Source organism: Streptomyces sp. ISL-10, assembly GCF_018614575.1.
Lineage (GTDB): Bacteria > Actinomycetota > Actinomycetes > Streptomycetales > Streptomycetaceae > Streptomyces.
Genome location: NZ_JAGGOJ010000020.1, coordinates 255,158 through 272,430, shown reverse-complemented (window position 1 = coordinate 272,430; position 17,273 = coordinate 255,158). Strand labels below are relative to the sequence as shown.

The 17,273-nt window shown below is 68.7% G+C and carries 14 protein-coding genes, 1 tRNA gene and 1 pseudogene; 10 read left to right on the top strand and 6 right to left on the bottom strand.

Translation table 11 applies throughout. The features are described from left to right. Positions 1–87: 87 nt before the first annotated feature. Together J7E88_RS24710 and J7E88_RS24705 are read right to left on the bottom strand one after the other, a co-directional pair. Positions 88–225 carry a hypothetical protein gene (locus J7E88_RS24710; protein ID WP_215184680.1) on the bottom strand — a complete coding sequence of 46 codons (138 nt, stop codon included), beginning with the start codon at positions 223–225 and terminating at the stop codon, positions 88–90. A 397-nt stretch (positions 226–622) separates the two neighbouring features. Next, positions 623–1,243 carry a PIN domain-containing protein gene (locus tag J7E88_RS24705; RefSeq protein ID WP_215184678.1) on the bottom strand — a complete coding sequence of 207 codons (621 nt, stop codon included), beginning with the start codon at positions 1,241–1,243 and terminating at the stop codon, positions 623–625. Between the two features lie 1,006 nt (positions 1,244–2,249). Between J7E88_RS24705 and J7E88_RS24700 the strand changes: the two genes are divergently transcribed. The 3 genes from J7E88_RS24700 (at position 2,250) to J7E88_RS24690 (ending at position 4,161) form a co-directional block, all read left to right on the top strand. After that, the gene (locus J7E88_RS24700) at positions 2,250–2,528 is read left to right on the top strand and encodes a hypothetical protein (RefSeq protein WP_215184676.1); all 279 of its coding nucleotides are present in this window, start codon (positions 2,250–2,252) and stop codon (positions 2,526–2,528) included. 16 nt (positions 2,529–2,544) lie between these two features. Next, the gene (locus J7E88_RS24695) at positions 2,545–2,913 is read left to right on the top strand and encodes a hypothetical protein (RefSeq protein WP_215184674.1); all 369 of its coding nucleotides are present in this window, start codon (positions 2,545–2,547) and stop codon (positions 2,911–2,913) included. Between the two features lie 129 nt (positions 2,914–3,042). Then, on the top strand, positions 3,043–4,161 hold the full coding sequence (locus tag J7E88_RS24690; protein WP_215184672.1) for a GTPase: 1,119 nt from the start codon (positions 3,043–3,045) through the stop codon (positions 4,159–4,161). Between the two features lie 1,139 nt (positions 4,162–5,300). Here the strand turns inward: J7E88_RS24690 and J7E88_RS24685 are convergent. Beyond that, positions 5,301–5,373 (bottom strand) — tRNA-Arg (locus J7E88_RS24685). A 304-nt stretch (positions 5,374–5,677) separates the two neighbouring features. Here J7E88_RS24685 and J7E88_RS24680 point away from each other — a divergent pair. From J7E88_RS24680 to J7E88_RS24665, 4 genes are all read left to right on the top strand, one after another. Next, positions 5,678–7,297 carry a dynamin family protein gene (locus J7E88_RS24680; protein WP_215184670.1) on the top strand — a complete coding sequence of 540 codons (1,620 nt, stop codon included), beginning with the start codon at positions 5,678–5,680 and terminating at the stop codon, positions 7,295–7,297. A 6-nt stretch (positions 7,298–7,303) separates the two neighbouring features. After that, positions 7,304–9,247, top strand: a complete 1,944-nt coding sequence (locus J7E88_RS24675; RefSeq protein ID WP_374196317.1) for a GTPase — start codon at positions 7,304–7,306, stop codon at positions 9,245–9,247. 141 nt (positions 9,248–9,388) lie between these two features. Further along, on the top strand, positions 9,389–9,910 hold the full coding sequence (locus J7E88_RS24670; protein WP_215184668.1) for a single-stranded DNA-binding protein: 522 nt from the start codon (positions 9,389–9,391) through the stop codon (positions 9,908–9,910). Between the two features lie 323 nt (positions 9,911–10,233). Continuing rightward, positions 10,234–11,649: an LAETG motif-containing sortase-dependent surface protein gene (locus tag J7E88_RS24665; protein WP_215184666.1), complete on the top strand. Its 1,416-nt coding sequence runs from the start codon at positions 10,234–10,236 to the stop codon at positions 11,647–11,649. A gap of 565 nt (positions 11,650–12,214) precedes the next feature. Here J7E88_RS24665 and J7E88_RS24660 read toward each other — a convergent pair. Both J7E88_RS24660 and J7E88_RS24655 read right to left on the bottom strand, forming a co-directional pair. Beyond that, complete coding sequence (locus J7E88_RS24660; protein WP_215184664.1) at positions 12,215–12,766, bottom strand: TetR/AcrR family transcriptional regulator; 552 nt, start codon at positions 12,764–12,766, stop codon at positions 12,215–12,217. Then, positions 12,766–13,085: pseudogene (locus J7E88_RS24655) on the bottom strand (multidrug efflux SMR transporter). Before J7E88_RS24655 ends, J7E88_RS24660 begins: the two are co-directional and overlap by 1 nt. A gap of 421 nt (positions 13,086–13,506) precedes the next feature. Between J7E88_RS24655 and ettA the strand changes: the two are divergent. Genes ettA through J7E88_RS24640 form a run of 3 tightly spaced genes read left to right on the top strand, consistent with a single transcriptional unit; the run spans position 13,507 to position 16,317 of the window. Continuing rightward, positions 13,507–15,171, top strand: coding sequence for an energy-dependent translational throttle protein EttA (gene ettA / locus J7E88_RS24650; protein WP_215184662.1), 1,665 nt, complete (start codon positions 13,507–13,509; stop codon positions 15,169–15,171). Between the two features lie 7 nt (positions 15,172–15,178). Beyond that, entirely contained in the window at positions 15,179–15,640 is a 462-nt protein-coding gene (locus tag J7E88_RS24645) for a thioesterase family protein (protein ID WP_215184660.1), read from the top strand. Between the two features lie 8 nt (positions 15,641–15,648). Then, on the top strand, positions 15,649–16,317 hold the full coding sequence (locus J7E88_RS24640) for a hypothetical protein (RefSeq protein WP_215184658.1): 669 nt from the start codon (positions 15,649–15,651) through the stop codon (positions 16,315–16,317). 490 nt (positions 16,318–16,807) lie between these two features. Here J7E88_RS24640 and J7E88_RS24635 read toward each other — a convergent pair whose 3' ends face one another. Continuing rightward, complete coding sequence (locus J7E88_RS24635; protein ID WP_215184655.1) at positions 16,808–17,215, bottom strand: globin; 408 nt, start codon at positions 17,213–17,215, stop codon at positions 16,808–16,810. Between the last annotated feature and the right edge of the window lie 58 nt (positions 17,216–17,273).

Sequence of the window (17,273 nt, the reverse complement as noted above, 5' to 3'; positions counted from 1 at the left end):
CGTAGATGCAGGTGTGAGCGCGCCTTGACTGCGGATCAGTCGCCGGAGTGGCCCCAGAAGCAGATTTCTTGAGGCCGGCTCCGGTCGTCATGCAGTACTGCGCATCGGCCGATCCAGCGCCGCCGGTCGCCGGCCGGCGCCGTTGACCCAGTAGTAGTCCCCCGCCTCGAACACCTTGCGGCGCAGCTCGTCCAGCGCCGCCCCCAGGTCCTCCTGGTGCGGCACGTAGTAGTCCCACTCCGAAGCCCCACCTGGCCGCTCCCATCTGTCTTCGTTGGGCGATGCAAGTTTGCACCAGGCCCGACAGGCCCCTGAGCTTGGGAATCGCCGCCGGTGCCAGTCGACAGCACCGGATCCCCGTCACGATCACCCGAGGGCGGTCCGGGCTTACGCGCCCGCTACGCCTCACCCGCTAATGTGCCCCTGACCAGCAAAAAGGCCCTCCCGGGAGGAGGGCCTGAGGGTGGTGCGGGTGGTGCGCCCCCGGCAGGACTCGAACCTGCGGCCAAGCGCTTAGAAGGGGCATGCATGCTTCAAGCTCGGCAGGGGGTTGACCTGCACATATCTGCCTGCCGCATTCGCCTTGCCTTCGAACTTCAACCTGCATTCGACACAGCGCGCGTCACTTCTTGTGGTCTTGCGGGAGGGAGATGACCTTCAGTCCCACCTGCTGAGCGCGCAGACGCATGCCGAAGTCATCGGTCAGCACACGGGCTCCGGTGTCTCGGTGAAGGTTGTCCAGGTCTGCCGCACAGCGCAAGATCGCCAGGTCGGCATCGTCACCACGATCATCTATGTTGACCCATACCTCCAAGGTGGCACCCTGGCGCAGCTGTACAGGGTCGCCGGGCTGGCTTCCCTGGAGGACACGCTCCAGGTAGCGGATGGCCGTGGTAGCCCTCTTGGCGAGCTCGCCCTGACCGTATTTCTGCTTGTTGAGCTCATCGACCACGCGCAGTGGAATCACAAGCCGTGTAAGTCGGACGGTCTCGCCTTGAGCCTTCAAGACGTCGCGCCACAGGACGTCGCCGGGCTGCCGCCAGTGGTTGAGCATATTGGTGTCGTAGACGACGGGGAGGCCAGGCCGGGCTGCGAGTTTCTTCAGTGCCTCAAGCTCGGTGCGGGCCTGATCCAGGGCTTTCACTTGGTTCTCAATCTCGGTGGCGAGCGCCTGGTTCTCCGCGCGCAGGGCACGCCTCAAGTTCGCTGCCACGTCGGGGTCGCTGAAGACGCCGAGGTCCACACGTGCGCCACCGATCGACAGCAGATTCCAGTAGGCCGGAGTGCAGGTTGGTGGCGAGATCCGGAGTGGCGAAGGCCTGCTTGAGTACGGGATACGTCTCATGGACCGCATCGGTGTAGGCGCGGAAGTAGTCCTGTGCGCCACGCGCGTTGCCCCACGTCGTCTCCGCGCGTCGGAGCATGTCGTCGGCGTAGGCCATGGTGATGCCCGGGTTCAACCTCATACCGAGAGCCTGGCAGATGGACAGCCAGTGCAGCACTTGAATTCAGGGATGCAGAGCGGCCGGCACATATACGGCTCCGGAGGCCCTTGAGCGACGGGCGTCCCAGCTGGTCGCAGTCCTGATGCTGATGGGCTTGCGGCATCCTGTCCACGAATAGGCCGCAGCTCGGTGATCGGCGTGCCGGCGAGCTCTGGGTGCCTACTTCGAGGACCTGGCGCCGTACAGCTACGCACAGGAGCGGATGACGGGGGAGTCATCCACAGACTGGCAAGGCATGCCAGTGCTCAACGTCGGCATTGGGAAATCCTGACGGCGACCTTCCCCGACTGAGGGACAAATGCGTGAGACACCTCCGCTACTCATCGCGCGGTGGCTGGGCAGCGACTCTTGCGCACGGTGGGGCCGGACGGCCGAATTGGGTCAACACGGTCATTGATCAACTCCTGCCCCAGAGGTAGCTCATGAGTGGCCATCTGACCAAAACGTGCGCCCGGGGGCGTGCGCTCCGGCGGAGGCCAGTAGCCAAACGCGCCGCTGACAATCGGCCAATCGCACGAGTAATGTCCCAACCGCGACCGATGGGGCTCACGTTCTGCTGCCTCTTCGGTTGCTGGAACGTGAAAAAGGGGGATGGGCGAGTGGCCGACGAATATGACTTCGATGCCTCTTGGCAAGGAGGCGAAGTTAGTGAGTGGTAACCACCGTCGGCGGGGATCTGAGGGTGACCCAAGGCAGCGGCGTGGGGGCGATAATCGGCGCACCGCGGTACAGCTAAGGAACCGAGTGATTCGGGAATTCAATGCCGCGGCGGCTCGCGGACTCGGCGGTGTTCCAATTGCTGAGGAGACGCAGCCAGCGTATGTGCGGTTCCTTCAAGACGGCCTTGATGCACTGATGGCCAGAGAAAATGCTGAAGCCCGGCTACCCGAAGCTACTGGAAACCTCGAAGATTTCACTGGGGGCCTGGCTGGCGAAACACGACGCCGCAGTCTCGCCGCCGTCACCTTGGCTGTTTTCGTCACAGTCAAGGAGCGCACCTGCCCGCTGTGGCCATTCTGCTGAATCTGGAGAGGGCCTGATGGCAGTCGAGGAATACGAAGCGATGGCAGAGCGACGCAAGCTCGCCTTCGCCGCTGCATCGGAAACCAGCAAGCACGTCCTCACACTGACAACCGCAGTCATTACTATCACCATCAGTTTGGCCAAAGACATTGTTGGAAAGGCCACGCCGTCCGATCTCTTGTGGCTCCAGCTGGCGTGGCTTGCCCACGCCGTGTCGGTTCTGGCAGGAGTGGCCACGCTCATGGCTCTCGCTGGCACGGTCAACGAGGGAGATAACACGAGGTCGATATACGCGACGAATATCCGGCTGCCGGCCGCTATGCAGATGGCCTTCTTCGGCCTCGGCTTGGCGCTTGTGGTGATATTCGGCGTTCTGGCCACCTAGCACAGGCGAGCCCTCTTTGCCATGCCTTGCAATCATGGAAAAAGTCTCTCGGCCGTATCTGGCTTGCTAAGAGTGCTAGGTCCAAGTCAGGCAAAGTGAGAGCATTCGGAAACCACCAAGGGGACTAAAGTGAACGCAGACACCCGTGCCCATGACGGCAACGACTTCGACATCGCAGCCATCTTTGAGGAGGGGCTAGCTCAGGCGGAGCAAGAGGAAGCCATGCTCAATATTATGCTGACTGGCCGACCGGGAGCGGGTAAAAGCACCCTCGTTAATGCAATCTTCGGAGAGCGTATTGCGCCGGTCGGAACGGGCAGGCCCGTAACCCAGGAGATCAAGCGGTATCGTCGACCAGGTTTGCCGATTACGGTATACGACACGCCTGGTTTCGAGTTGGGAAAAAGCGCGGCGGAAGTTGCTCACTACTTCCTTAGCCGGATCAAGGAAGAAGTGATGGCTGAAGAGTCGGAAATTCACTTTTCCCTCTTCTGTAACCTGGTCGACAATGGCCGCATTGAGGATTTTGAAGCAAATCTCGTCCGGGATCTGGCGAAGGAAGTTCATACGGCTTTTGTCCTGACGAGGTGTCTCGACAAGGACTCAGTCGAGGTAACTAATCTTCGGGCCGTTATCGATGACATGCGGCTACCCATTGTGGAATCGCGACCGTTTCCCGTGCTTGCCCAGGACAAATTGCTTACCGTTGCGGGCCAAAGTATTCTGGTTAAGTCGCATGGCCTCACCGAGCTTCTTGAAGCGCTGATGCATGTGCTGCCGTTGGCACAAAAACGAACCTTGGCGAGCCGCCAGCGAGTGAACCTCGAACTGAAGATAAAGGAAGCAAATGCCATCGTAGCGGAAACTGCTCTAAAGGCGGCTGCCATTGCTGCGGTGCCAATTCCACTCTACGACATAGGCCCGCTGAGCGCCCTGCAGGTTGCGATGTTTGCCCGCATCACTCGGGTCATGGGCTTCAGCATTGAACCGAAATCCTTGGCTGCCGCCTGCACGGCCGTTATCGGGGTGGGAACAGCAGCTAGGACGGCATCGAGCTTGCTCAAACTTGCCTTCCCGCTCGTCGGGAGTGCCGTAAACGCCACCGTCGCAGGTTCGACCACCTATGCAATGGGCGCCGCCTACATCAAGGCGTGTGAGGGGCTGCTGCGGCTTCAAATCGCCGGGGTGCCAATTGATCAAAACGACGTCATCGGTGCGTTGGTCAGGGAATGGAAGAAGGTTCGCTGACCGTTGCGCCATCCCAACCTGCTAGCCGCCAGCGGCCCACGCCTACTCGCCGGTGTGGCAGCTGTCCTGTGATCACACAGGTAGCAGAGCTGGTCTGCGGACGTCTTACATCAACGAGTAGTGCCAGCCACTGACAGTGGAACCCGGAGTTCGATCGGCGACGTGTCGCGGCACTCACAATTGGGGGCGGCGAGGTCGTGTTGGGCCGCTCGGGGCTGCCACTGTCCACCGTCGGTGATGTCAGGTGTGGATGTCAGAACGGGAGTATGTCCGGATGCTCAGAGATCCGACGGGCGAACGCCTCTACGGCTTGCGACGGAACGCTCTGGGCATCTTCCTCGCGCAATGCTTCGACGAGAGCCTGCTGGACCGTGCGTACGGCTGCCAGGCCTGAGAGGTGCCGGTCCGACTGACCGCCCGCTCGACCTTCGCCAGATGGGCTGTCACGATCGGCATCGCCTTGTCGTACTCGCTCGGCTCTGTGGTCTCGGACCCAGGCGATCAGGTCGAGCGGAACACCGAGTCCATGGCGGCCTGGGAGGACCCGCGACGGGTTGACGACGTGCTCCACGCTCTCGCGACCAAGCTGGACGGCTCGACCGCAGCGGCCTCCTCGATCAAGCGCAATCGCAGGATCCTAAATGTGGCCGTGGAGTACGCCGTATATTCCGCCGCGCCTGGCGGACCGCTCGAAAGGAAGTCCTACTGCCCGAGGAATTCGCCTCGCCGCTCGGTAAGCGCGTTTAATACCTCCGCCACACCTGCCTGACGACGTGGCTCAACGCGGGTATACCGCCGGCGCAGGTCGCCGAGTGGGCTGGCAACAGTGTCCCTGTCCTGCTCGCCACGTACGCCCGGTGCATCTCCGGTCAGCTCAAGGACCACCAGAAGCGGATCGAGGCCGGGGGAGACCTCCCCGACCTGACGGAAGATCGCTGAGACACCCGCGAAAACTTCGACACGTATTCGACAGGGCCACCCGCAGAAACCCGGATCCAGCCGGACAGCGCCGGACCCCCCTCGTGATCATCCGAGGGCGTTCCGGCGCTTACGCGCCCTCTACGCCTCACCCGCTAATGTGCCCCTGACCAGCAAGAAGGCCCTCCCGGGAGGAGGGCCTGAGGGTGGTGCGGGTGGTGCGCCCCCGGCAGGACTCGAACCTGCGGCCAAGCGCTTAGAAGGCGCCTGCTCTATCCACTGAGCTACGGGGGCCGGAAGCGGCCTGGACCCCCACGAGGGGTGGTCCGACCTGTCGGGGACAAGGATAGGGCTCCGATCGCCTTGGCCCGGTTGCCTCACCTGCGTGACACGATGTGGAGGTTCGGTGAAGCGAACCGATAATCGCAGGCGGGTGCGATTCGTGCATCGCTTTTGACGCCTGGCGTCGCGGGTGTTGTGCACTCGTTATGCCTGAGTCCCACTCGCCCCGTGTGTCCCATCTGTCTGATCGGCGCGCAGAGAGGCCCATACGCTTCAAAAAGCCGATCAAATTGGGCATTCTTCGCATGTGGTGACCTTGGATGCACGGCCTCAGCTGATCGACGCACTCTCCGCCCTGCGCGACCGTGTCGCCGCCGTGCGTCTGCCGCTCCCTCTTCACGGCGCGCCGCGCGCCCGGCAGACGCGCGTCGAGCTGCTCGCCCAGCTCGACGACTATCTCGTGCCCCGGCTCAAGGACCCCGACGCCCCGCTGCTCGCCGTCATCGGCGGATCCACCGGCGCCGGAAAGTCCACACTCGTCAACTCCCTTGTGGGCAGGAAGGTCAGCGAGGCCGGGGTGCTGCGGCCCACCACGCGGACGCCCGTGCTCGTCTGCCACCCCGACGACCACCACTGGTTCGCAGGGATGCGGGTGCTTCCGCAGTTCACCCGCGTATGGATGCCCCCCGCCGACGAGCAGGGGGAGAGGGACGTGGGAGAGCGGCAGCGCGGGGCCGGGGGGCAGGCCGTCGAGGAGAAGCCGCTGCGGATCGAGACCGCGTCCACCCTGCCGCGCGGCCTCGCGCTCCTCGACGCGCCCGACATCGACTCGCTCGTCGTGGAGAACCGGGTGCTGGCCGCCGAGTTGATCTGCGCCGCAGACGTATGGGTGATGGTGACGACTGCCTCCCGCTACGCCGACGCCGTGCCGTGGCACCTGTTGCGTACGGCCAAGGAATACGACGCCACGCTGATCACCGTGTTGGACCGGGTGCCGCACCAGGTCGTCGAGGAGGTGTCGCGGCAGTACGCGGCGCTGCTCACCAAGGCCGGGCTGGGCCACGTGCCCCGGTTCACGATCCCCGAGCTGCCCGAGTCCGCGGGCGCCGGCAACGGGCTGCTGCCCACCACCGCCGTCGCGCCCCTGCTGTCCTGGCTGGCCCACCGGGCCCAGGACCCGGCCGCCCGCCAGCAGGTGCTCGGGCGCACCGCGGGCGGGGTGATCGCCTCCCTCGACGCGCGGATGCCGGAGCTGGCGAGCGCGGTGGCGGCCCAGTACGCGGCGGCCGTACGGCTCACGGGCGCGGTGGAGGAGGCGTACGAGAAGCAAAGTGAACGCGTGCGCGGCCAGCTTCGGGCCGGTGCCGTGCTCGCCGGTGACGCGCGCACCCGCTGGCGGGGTTACCCGCGGGACTGCACGGCGGCTGAACTGCTCGACGCCCTCGTCGCCAGTCTGTCCGCGCTCCTGCAGTGCGCCGTCGCCGCCGCCGACGAGCATGTGCAAAGAGCCTGGCGACGCGAGCCGGCCGCGGCGGCCGTCAGCCCGCACCACCGCGTCGACCTGGAGACGAGCGAACGGATCGGGATGGCCGTACGCCGCTGGCGGCGGGTCCTGGAGGAGCTCGCCGAGGAGGAGGCACGGGGGATGGAACGCAACGCCGCCCCCGACCCCGAGACCGTCGCCGCGCTTCTCGCCACCGCCCTGCTCGGCGGCCGGCGCGCCCGCGGCGCGGGGGAGCGCCTGGCCGAACGCATCGGCGCCCAGGGCGCGCTGCGGCTGCGCGACAAGGGCGGCGAGCTGGTCTCGACGTACATCGACCACGTGCTGCACAGCGAACGGGACCGCCGGCTGGCGCCACTGGACGCACTCGAAGTGACCCCCGAGCCGCAGGCCGAGCTGATCGCCGCGCTGTCCCTACTGCAGAAGGAGAGGTGAGCGCGGGTGACCGCCGTCACCGACGACCAGAACGAGGCGGGGAACGAGACCGCCGCCGGAACCGTGGGCGGGGCTGTGAACGGGGCTGTGAACGGTGCCCTGGACGGTGCCGCCGTCGGCGCCCCTGTCGGTGAACGGGCCGGTGGGCGCTGGGACGACGGGCTGATCGCGCGTCGCGCCGAGCTGCGGCACGCGGCCGACGCCCTGGACGAGGACGAGGACCCGGAGGCGGACCAGGACAGGGGCGAGGACGGGCGCGACGCCGGGCCGGGGGACCGGGACGACCACCTGCCGATCGGCGGCGCTTACAGCGGACCGCTGCGCCACCGGCTGAACGCGCTGCGGGAACTGCTGGGGCTCTCCCAGACCCGGCTGGACGGACGCACCCTCGCCGAGGCCGGCCGGGTCCTCGACGAAGCCGCCACGCGCCAGCGGCTCTCCTCGCGCCACACGGTCGTCGCCATCGCCGGGGCGACCGGCAGCGGCAAGTCGACCCTGTTCAACGCGCTCGCCGGAGTGCGCATCGCGGAGACCGGGCTGCGCAGGCCCACGACGTCGGCGCCCATCGCCTGCACCTGGTCGGACGGGGCCGCCGGCCTCCTTGACCGGCTCGCCATCCCGGGACGGCTGCGCCGCAGGCCGCTCGCCGGCGGCGACGGCGACGAGCAGTTGCAGGGGCTGGTCCTGGTCGACCTGCCGGACCACGACTCGGCCCTCGTACGCCACCGGGAACAGGTCGACCGGGTGCTCGCGCTCGTCGACGCGGTGATCTGGGTCGTCGACCCCGAGAAGTACGCGGACGCGGCCCTGCACGAGCGCTACCTCAGGCCGCTCGCCGGGCACGCCGAGATCACCTTCGTGGTGCTCAACCAGATCGACCGGCTGCCCGGCGAAGCCGCCGACCAGGTGCTCGACGATCTGCGACGCCTCCTCGACGAGGACGGAATGGCGCTGGGCGAGCACGGGGAACCGGGCGCCACCGTCCTGGCACTGTCGGCGCTCACCGGTGAGGGCGTCGGTGAACTGCGCGAGATGATCGGCACGTTCGTGCAGGAACGCGGCGCACCGGCGCTGCGGCTGTCCGCGGACGTGGACGCGGCGGCGGCGAAGCTGCGCCCCGTGTACGTCGCCGAAGGCCGGACGGGGCTGGACGAGCGCGCCCGCGAGGACTTCTCGGCACGGCTGGCGGACGCGATCGGCGCGACGGCGGCCGGGGAGGCGGCGGAGCGCGAGTGGCACAGGAACGCGGGGCGGGCGTGCGGGACGCCGTGGCTGCGCCTGTGGCGCTGGTACGAGCGCAAGCGCATGCCGGGGGCTGCGCTGATGCCGCCCGTCGTGCCGGTGGAAGAGGAACTCACCGCGCGCCAGCGGGTCGAACAGGCGGTCCGCACGGTCGCCGGCGAAGCCTCGCGCGGGCTGCCTGCCCCTTGGGGGCAGGCCGTGCGGGAGGCGGCGGTACGCGGTGCGCAGGGGCTGCCGGAGGCGCTGGACGAGCTCGCGGCGCGCGAGGCCGCGGCGACGAGCGGACGGCCGCAGCGGCCCGCGTGGTGGCCGGCCGCTGTGCTGGCCCAGGTGTCCATGACGCTGCTTCAGATCTACGGGGGGCTGTGGCTGGTGGGCCAGATCATCGGCGTGCTGGAGCCGGGGCTCGTACCGCCGGTGCTGGTGATGCTCGCGGGGATCGTGGGCGGCCCGCTGGTGGAGTGGGGATGTGCGGCGGCGGCCAGGGGGCCCGCCCGGCGGTACGGGCAGGACATCAGACGCAGATTGCAGGAGGCGGCCGCCGGGTGCGGAAGGGCGAAGGTGCTCGACCCGGTCTCGGCAGAGCTCATGCGGTACCGGGAGGTGCGGGAGCAGTACGCGACGGTCTCCGGGACGGTGTCGGGGACCACACGGCCGGGGGTGGGTCCGGGCACGGGACATGGAAGGGTGCGTACCCGGATCGGGTGACCGGGTTTTCCCCAACGCGACGTCTGTCCACAGGCGTCTGCGGGTCTTCCCCGTCCGGTCCAGCATGGAGTCCGATCGGCAGCGAGTCGGCAGTGAGCCGACAGCGATCGGACAACGCAACCGGACGGGGAGGTGACCGTCATGAACGACACCGTGGTGACGGTGGTGGGGAATGTGGCCACGAATGTGGAGTACCGGGAAACGGCCACGGGAGGGATGGCGCGATTCCGTTTCGCGGTGCCCTCGCGACGGTGGGACCGGCAGAGCGGTAACTGGACCGACGGGCCGACGAGCTTCTACACGGTCTTCGCGTGGCGCACGCTCGCGGCCAATCTGGCCGCTTCCGTATCGGTGGGTGAACCGCTCGTCGTGCACGGCAGGTTGAAGGTGCGGGAAGAGGACGGCGAGGGCAGGCGCCGGACGTTCGTGGACATCGACGCGCTCGCGGCGGGGCACGACCTGACCCGCGGGACGGCGGCGTTCCGGCGAGTGACGAGGGGCGAACAGGTGCCGGCGGCGGCCCGGCGGGCGGAGCCGGGCGAGGCGGATGGCGCGAGCGGTGCGGCCGGTGCGCATGGCACGGTCGGCTCGCATGGCGTGAGCGGCGCGGTCGGCTCGGATGGCGTGAGCGGGCGGACGCGGGCGCCTGCGGGGGTTGCGTGAGGGGCAGTTGAGGGACGGGCGGCCGGACAGAGTGGCGGGCGCGGGAGCCTGTGAGGGGTGTACGAGGGGGAGTTGAGGAACGGGCGGACCGGACGGAGCGGCGGGCGCCGGTCGGTAAAAGGGTTGATGAGGGGGTGAACTGACCGACCGTGATAACGATTACGAGTCAGAATGGTTATCTGATGTCATGACGGGGGACTGGGCTGCGCGCCGTCCATAGGATTCCCGGGTACTCACGGGGCACTTGAGTTAGCTGGCGAGACACTTCCCCCACGCGTCACACGCGAAGTGCTCGCCCAGAGGGGAATTCTGCTGTGTTTGCTGTGTTCTCTGCGTCTGCTGCACGCAGGCGGCGCGTCGCTCGTCGTCTTGCCGCGGCGGCTCTCGTATCGGGCCTGATCGCCACAGGCTCTCTCGCCGGCGCGGGCACGGCCGCCGCCGACGACGGTACGCAGCACCAGGGTGGCGCGGTCGCCACCCTCGACGGGCTGAAGACGTACCACAAGGCTGTTCTGCACAACGACGGCAAGGATCAGCAGATCCCTGCCGGGCTCTTCGAGATGACCGTCGAGGGTGGCGGCCAGCTGAAGACGTACTGCATCGACATCCACAACCCGACCCAGGAGCAGGCCAAGTACCTGGAGACTCCCTGGAGTCAGACCTCGCTCGGCTCGAACAAGAACGCGGGCAAGATCCGCTGGATCCTCGAGCACTCCTACCCGCAGGTCGACGACCTCGCGGCGCTGGCCAAGGGCGCGGACGCCGGGTCGCTGACCGCCGAGACCGCGGCGGCCGGCACCCAGGTCGCCATCTGGCGCTTCTCGGACGGCGCGGACGTCGAGGCGGTGGACCCGCAGGCGGAGAAGTTGGCCGACTGGCTGGAGAAGTCCGCCGAGGACGTCGCCGAGCCCAAGGCCTCGCTGAGCCTGGAGCCGAACGCGGTCTCCGGCAAGGCCGGCAGCCGGATCGGCCCGGTGACGGTGCGCACCGACGCCGGTCAGGTCACCGTCACGCCTCCGGCCGACGCGGCGGCCAGCGGCATCAAGATCACGGACGAGGCCGGCAAGCCGGTCACCTCCGCGGTCAACGGCAGCAAGCTCTACTTCGACGTTCCCCAGGGCGCGGCCGACGGGACGGCCTCGCTGAGCGCGCAGGCGACCATGTCGGTGCCGGTGGGACGCGCGTTCGCCAGCGCGACGAAGAGCCAGACGCAGATCCTTGCGGGGTCCAGCCAGTCCACGGTCTCCGCGACGGCGACCGCGACGTGGGCGAAGACGGGCGCGATCCCGTCCGTGACCGCGGAGAAGAACTGCGCCAAGGGCGGCGTGGACATCACGGCGGGCAACAAGGGTGACTCCCCGTTCACCTTCGAGCTGGCCGGCACCAAGCACACCATCCCGGCCGGCGAGTCCCGGACGGTGACCGTGCCGGTCGCAGAGGACCAGGCGTACGACTTCACGATCACCGGACCGGGTGGCTTCGAGAAGAACTTCAAGGGCGTCCTGGACTGCAAGACCACGGGTACGCCGCAGCCGGGCACCGAGACCCCGTCGCCGCAGCCCAGCCCGGCCTCGGCCGGCGGCACGTCCTCGGGCTCCGAGGGCCCCGAGGGCGACCTCGCCGAGACGGGCGGCTCCAGCGCCACGCCGATGATCGCGGGCATCGCGATCGTCCTGCTGCTGGTCGGCGGCGGCGCGGTGTTCTTCCTCCGCAGGAAGGCGTCCGCCGCGGGCGAGTGAGTGAACGACCGCGGGGTGTGACCCAGCGTTGACGAAGGGCCCGGCACGAGACGTGCCGGGCCCTTCTCGTGCGGGGCCGCCGCCGGCCGGCCGTCGTGCCACTCCACCCGGGACCGTGTCAGGCCGGTCCGTCGCGGGAGCTCCCTGCCCCGTCGCGGTCGACCCCGGCTCCCGCTCCTGGGGCGGTGACTGCTCGGGACGGACTGGGCTCCGTCGGAGGCGGCGGGGCTTTCGGGCGGCTTGTGGCGTCCGTGCTGCCATCCCGCCCGGCACCGGCTGCGCCGGCTCCGACACCCTCGCGGGGAGCGCCCGGCGAGTCGCCGGGCGGGGTGGTTCCGCGCGGGAGCGTCACGGTTGGCGGTGATTCCGCCTCGCCCTGGCGCGGGTAGCGCCCGGCGCCTCGCGTGCCTCGGGCCTTGCGTGCCTCGCGGGCGCTCCGCGTGGCGAGAGCGCCGAGGGCGGTGGGTGCTCCGCCCGGACCGTGTTCGCGATCCGCGGGCGCTACGCGCGCGACGGGAGCTTCGCTGCGGGGCGCTCCGAACCCGACCGCGTCGTCGCGGGCCGGCTAGTCACTCGCCCCGATCACCCGCGTGAGCGCGTCCCTCGCGTACTCCTCGTCGTACTTCCCACCCGTCAGCAGCACTTGCAGACAGATCCCGTCGAGCAGCGCGACCAGGGCGCGCCCGGTGCGTGGGTCGGTGCGCCGGGCGAGCAGCTCGGCGACCTCCTCGCACCACTCGGCGGCGACGGTGCGCAGCGCGGGGCGGCGCAACGCGGCGAGGTAGAGCTCGTACTCCAGCTCCACGCCGGTGCGGTCGCCGCCAAGCCACTCGCCGGTCAGCCGGGCCAGCTCGGCCGCGAGGTCGCAGCGGGGGTCGGCGAGGGCGCTGCGGTGTTCGCGTACGACCTTGGCGAAGCCCTCGTTGGCCTGGCGAAGGGCGGCCACGAGGAGGTCGTCGAGGGTCTTGAAGTGGTACGTGGTGGAGCCGAGCGGCACATCCGCCTCGGTCGCCACCGTGCGATGGCTGAGCCCGGCGATGCCGGAGCGGCCCACCACCCGGATCGCGGCGTCGATGATCCGCTGGCGCCGCTCGGGGTCGTAGCGCCGTGCCGCCATCAGTGCGCCCCGCCGAGACTGAGCAGCACGACACCGAAGATCACGAAGGTGATCCCGGCGAGCTTGGCGAGGCCGGCCGACTCGCCGAGGAAGAGGATCCCGATGGCGGCGACGCCGCCGTGCCCACCCCGGCCCAGATCGCGTACGCGGTGCCGACCTGCATCGTCTTCAGGGTCTGGGCGAGCAGCGCGAAGGCGAGCAGGTACCCGGCCAGCGTGCCGAGCGAGGGCCACAGCTTGCTGAACCCCTCGCTGTACTTCATGGCCGTCGTCCCGGCCACCTCCGCCGCGATGGCCGCGGCCAGCAGTCCGTATGCCATGTGTACGAGTGTACACATCGTTGTGTACGTGCGTACGCAAAGCCCGGGAACACCTCGTGGACCGGCCGTGGCCATCCGCCACGACCACTGGCGCCACCACAGGAGCGGAGCACCCACCACCCGCTCCCTCATCGCCACATGACCACCACCGTGATCGGACAGCTCCTCCAGCGGCTCAGTCGGCCTTCGCGGCCGGCGGCGACGTCCCCGTCGCGGTTGACGGGTCGCTCTGCCCACCGCCTTGCCGTGGGCGGGTGACTCAGCCCCCTCGCCGCGGGGGCTGAGTCACCGACCGACGTTGGCGGGGCGCGTGGCGCAGCCTGCGCAGGGCGTCCGGGCCCGGGCCGCGGTTTCCGTCCGGGGGGAGGCGTACGGCAAGATGGGTGTATCTGCCCACCCACTGCTTGCCGGACGGTTTCTCTTGGCTGAGTACATCTACACGATGCGCAAGACGCGCAAGGCGCACGGCGACAAGGTCATCCTCGATGACGTGACGCTGAGCTTCCTGCCCGGTGCGAAGATCGGTGTGGTCGGCCCCAACGGCGCCGGTAAGTCCACCGTGCTGAAGATCATGGCGGGCCTGGAGCATCCGTCCAACGGCGACGCTTTCCTGTCGCCCGGCTACTCCGTCGGCATCCTCCTCCAGGAGCCGCCGCTCGACGAGTCCAAGACCGTCCTGGAGAACGTCCAGCAGGGCGTCGCGGAGGTCAAGGGCAAGCTCGACCGTTTCAACGCGATCGCCGAGGAGATGGCGACGAACTACACGGACGAGCTGATGGAGGAGATGGGCAAGCTCCAGGAGGAGCTCGATCACGCGAACGCGTGGGACCTCGACGCCCAGCTCGAGCAGGCCATGGACGCCCTCGGCTGCCCGCCCGCCGACTGGCCGGTCACCAACCTCTCCGGTGGTGAGAAGCGCCGCGTCGCCCTGTGCAAGCTGCTCCTCGAGGCCCCCGACCTGCTGCTCCTCGACGAGCCCACCAACCACCTCGACGCCGAGTCGGTGCAGTGGCTGGAGGCGCACCTCGCCAAGTACGCCGGCACCGTCGTCGCCATCACCCACGACCGTTACTTCCTCGACAACGTGGCCGAGTGGATCCTCGAGCTCGACCGCGGCCGCGCCCACCCGTACGAGGGCAACTACTCCACCTATCTGGAGAACAAGGCCTCCCGTCTGAAGGTCGAGGGCCAGAAGGACGCCAAGCGTCAGAAGCGGCTCAAGGACGAGCTGGAATGGGTCCGCTCCAACGCGAAGGGACGGCAGGCCAAGTCCAAGGCCCGTCTCGCGCGTTACGAGGAGATGGCCGCCGAGGCCGACAAGATGCGGAAGCTGGACTTCGAGGAGATCCAGATCCCGCCGGGCCCGCGTCTGGGCTCCGTCGTCGTCGAGGTGAACAACCTCTCCAAGGCGTTCGGCGACAAGGTCCTCATCGACGACCTGTCCTTCACGCTGCCGCGCAACGGCATCGTCGGCGTCATCGGCCCGAACGGCGCCGGCAAGACGACCCTGTTCAAGATGATCCAGGGTCTGGAGACCGCGGACTCGGGCGACATCAAGGTCGGTGACACGGTCAAGATCTCCTACGTCGACCAGAGCCGCGCCAACATCGACCCCAAGAAGACGCTGTGGGCCGTCGTCTCCGACGAGCTGGACTACATCAACGTCGGCCAGGTCGAGATGCCGTCCCGCGCGTACGTGAGCGCCTTCGGCTTCAAGGGCCCGGACCAGCAGAAGCCGGCCGGGATCCTCTCCGGCGGTGAGCGCAACCGCCTCAACCTGGCGCTCACCCTCAAGCAGGGCGGCAACCTGCTGCTCCTCGACGAGCCGACCAACGACCTCGACGTGGAGACCCTGTCCTCCCTGGAGAACGCGCTCCTGGAGTTCCCCGGTGCGGCCGTGGTCGTCTCCCACGACCGCTGGTTCCTCGACCGCGTCGCCACGCACATCCTGGCGTACGAGGGCGACTCCAAGTGGTTCTGGTTCGAGGGCAACTTCGAGTCCTACGAGAAGAACAAGATCGAGCGTCTTGGCCCGGACGCGGCCCGTCCGCACCGTGCCACCTACAAGAAGCTCACCCGGGGCTGAGCAGCGCATGGCTCGCCACATCTACCGCTGCCCCCTGCGCTGGTCGGACATGGACGCCTTCGGGCACGTCAACAACGTCGTCTTCCTGCGGTATCTGGAAGAGGCGCGCATCGACTTCATGTTCCGGCTGGCGCCGGGGGACGGTTCGCCGTCCTTCTCCGGCGGATCGGTCGTCGCCCGCCACGAGATCGACTACGTGCGGCCGCTGGTCCACCGCCACGAGCCGGTCGTCATCGAGTCGTGGGTCACCAAGATCACCGCGGCGTCGCTGACCATCGCCTACGAGGTGAAGGAGGCCGACGACCCCGCGCAGGTGTACGTGCGGGCCTCGACGATCGTCGTCCCCTACAACCTCGCCGAGGGCAGGCCGCGCCGGATCAGCGCGGAGGAGAAGTCGTTCCTCAAGAAGTACCTCGACGACAAGGCCGGCGACCCCGACGCCAAGGCCGAGGACGCCCTCGTCGCATGACCGTGCCCATGTCCGTACCTGTGCAGAGCCTGCATCTCGCCGACGCGAGGGAGGCGGACGATCTCGCCGCCTTCCTCGCCCGGCTGATCCACTACGACCGCGCAGCCGCGGTCAGGCTGCAGGCGGGCAGCGGTGCGCTCGCCGTCTTCGGGCGCCCGCCCTCCTTCGAGGTGCTCGCGATCCGTACGGCACGGCTGGCCGAAGTCGTCGAGCTCGACGTCACCGTGTCGGCCGGGGAACTGCTGGAGTCGCTGGGCGGCGCGGAGTTCACCGTGCCGGGTGCCGTGACCGGGCCGCCGTGGGCCGGAGTGCTGCCGCCGCGAGGCGGCTGGCGCGAGCTGGCGGGGCTGCCGGAGGTGCAGGCGATGCGCGGAGCGGTGGCGGTGGCTGTCGCGGAGTTCCGCGCGCGGGACGAGGCGCTGCCTTCGGAACGGCGCACACGCGCCGAACGCGACCGTATCGGCCGTGAGATCTGGTCGCGCTCGGTCGGCGGCACGGGCCTGCCGCTGCGCGCCGTGCACGCGGCCCAGGCGTTCGGCTTCCTGCGCCCGGGAGTGCCGGTGGCGCTGCTGTCGGCGGGGACGTGGCTGAGGCTGCGGACGCCGTTCGGCTCGGTCGCGGTCCGCACGAACGGGATGGGCGGGTTGAGTGTGACGCCGGTGCGACCGACGCACTGACCCTGACGGTCGGCGGTGGAGTTCCCCCACCCCGCCCCTCCCCGAACCCCTGGGGACCGCTCGTCGCCGCCGAGTACAGGGCGCCGGTCCGGTCGGTGGTGACGCCCCGGAAATCGGCGGTGGCCGGCCACGCGGTGTCCCCGGCGCTGTTGCGGCCGGAGGCGAGTTCGGAGGGGTCGGTGAGCGGGGCCCGTAGGTGGTGAAGACCACAGGGCGCACTCCGCGCCCGACCGAGCGCGTCCAACTGCCAGTACGACTCGGCCGGGTCCGTGGCCCGGTACACGCCGGTGACCTTCACCCGCAGTGCCTTCTCGGTGAGGCCGTCGGTGTGGGTGAGCCGCGCGCCGGGCCGCAGCCCCAGCAGCTTCGCAGCGGTCTCCGGCAGCGCCACCGGGACCGGGCCGTCCCCCCCGATGACCGTTATCCGGCGACGGGACGGGCGACGGGCGACCGGACACCGCGCCGAACGGGCGTTCCCGTCCGTGGCGGGCTACTGCTCCACGGTGTTGACCATGGAGGCCGCGGCGTAGGTGAGGTAGCCCCAGAGCTGCTCCTCGTGCTCCTGGGACAGGCCGAGCTCGTCGACCGCCGTCCGCATGTGCCGCAGCCAGGCGTCGTGCGCCGCCCGGTCGACGGTGAACGGCGCGTGCCGCATCCGCAGCCGGGGGTGGCCGCGGTTGTCGCTGTAGGTGCGCGGTCCGCCCCAGTACTGCATCAGGAACAGCACGAGCCGCTCCTCGGCGGGACCGAGGTCCTCCTCCGGGTACATCGGCCGCAGCAGCGGGTCCTCGGCGACACCCTGGTAGAACCGGTGTACGAGGCGCCGAAAGGTCTCCTCGCCGCCGACCTGCTCGTAGAAGGTCTGCTCCTGAAGCGTCCCGCGCGGAATCTCGTTCACCCGTCCATGCTCTCAGACGCACCGGCCTAGGACGCCAGGCCCAGGACCCTTGCATTCG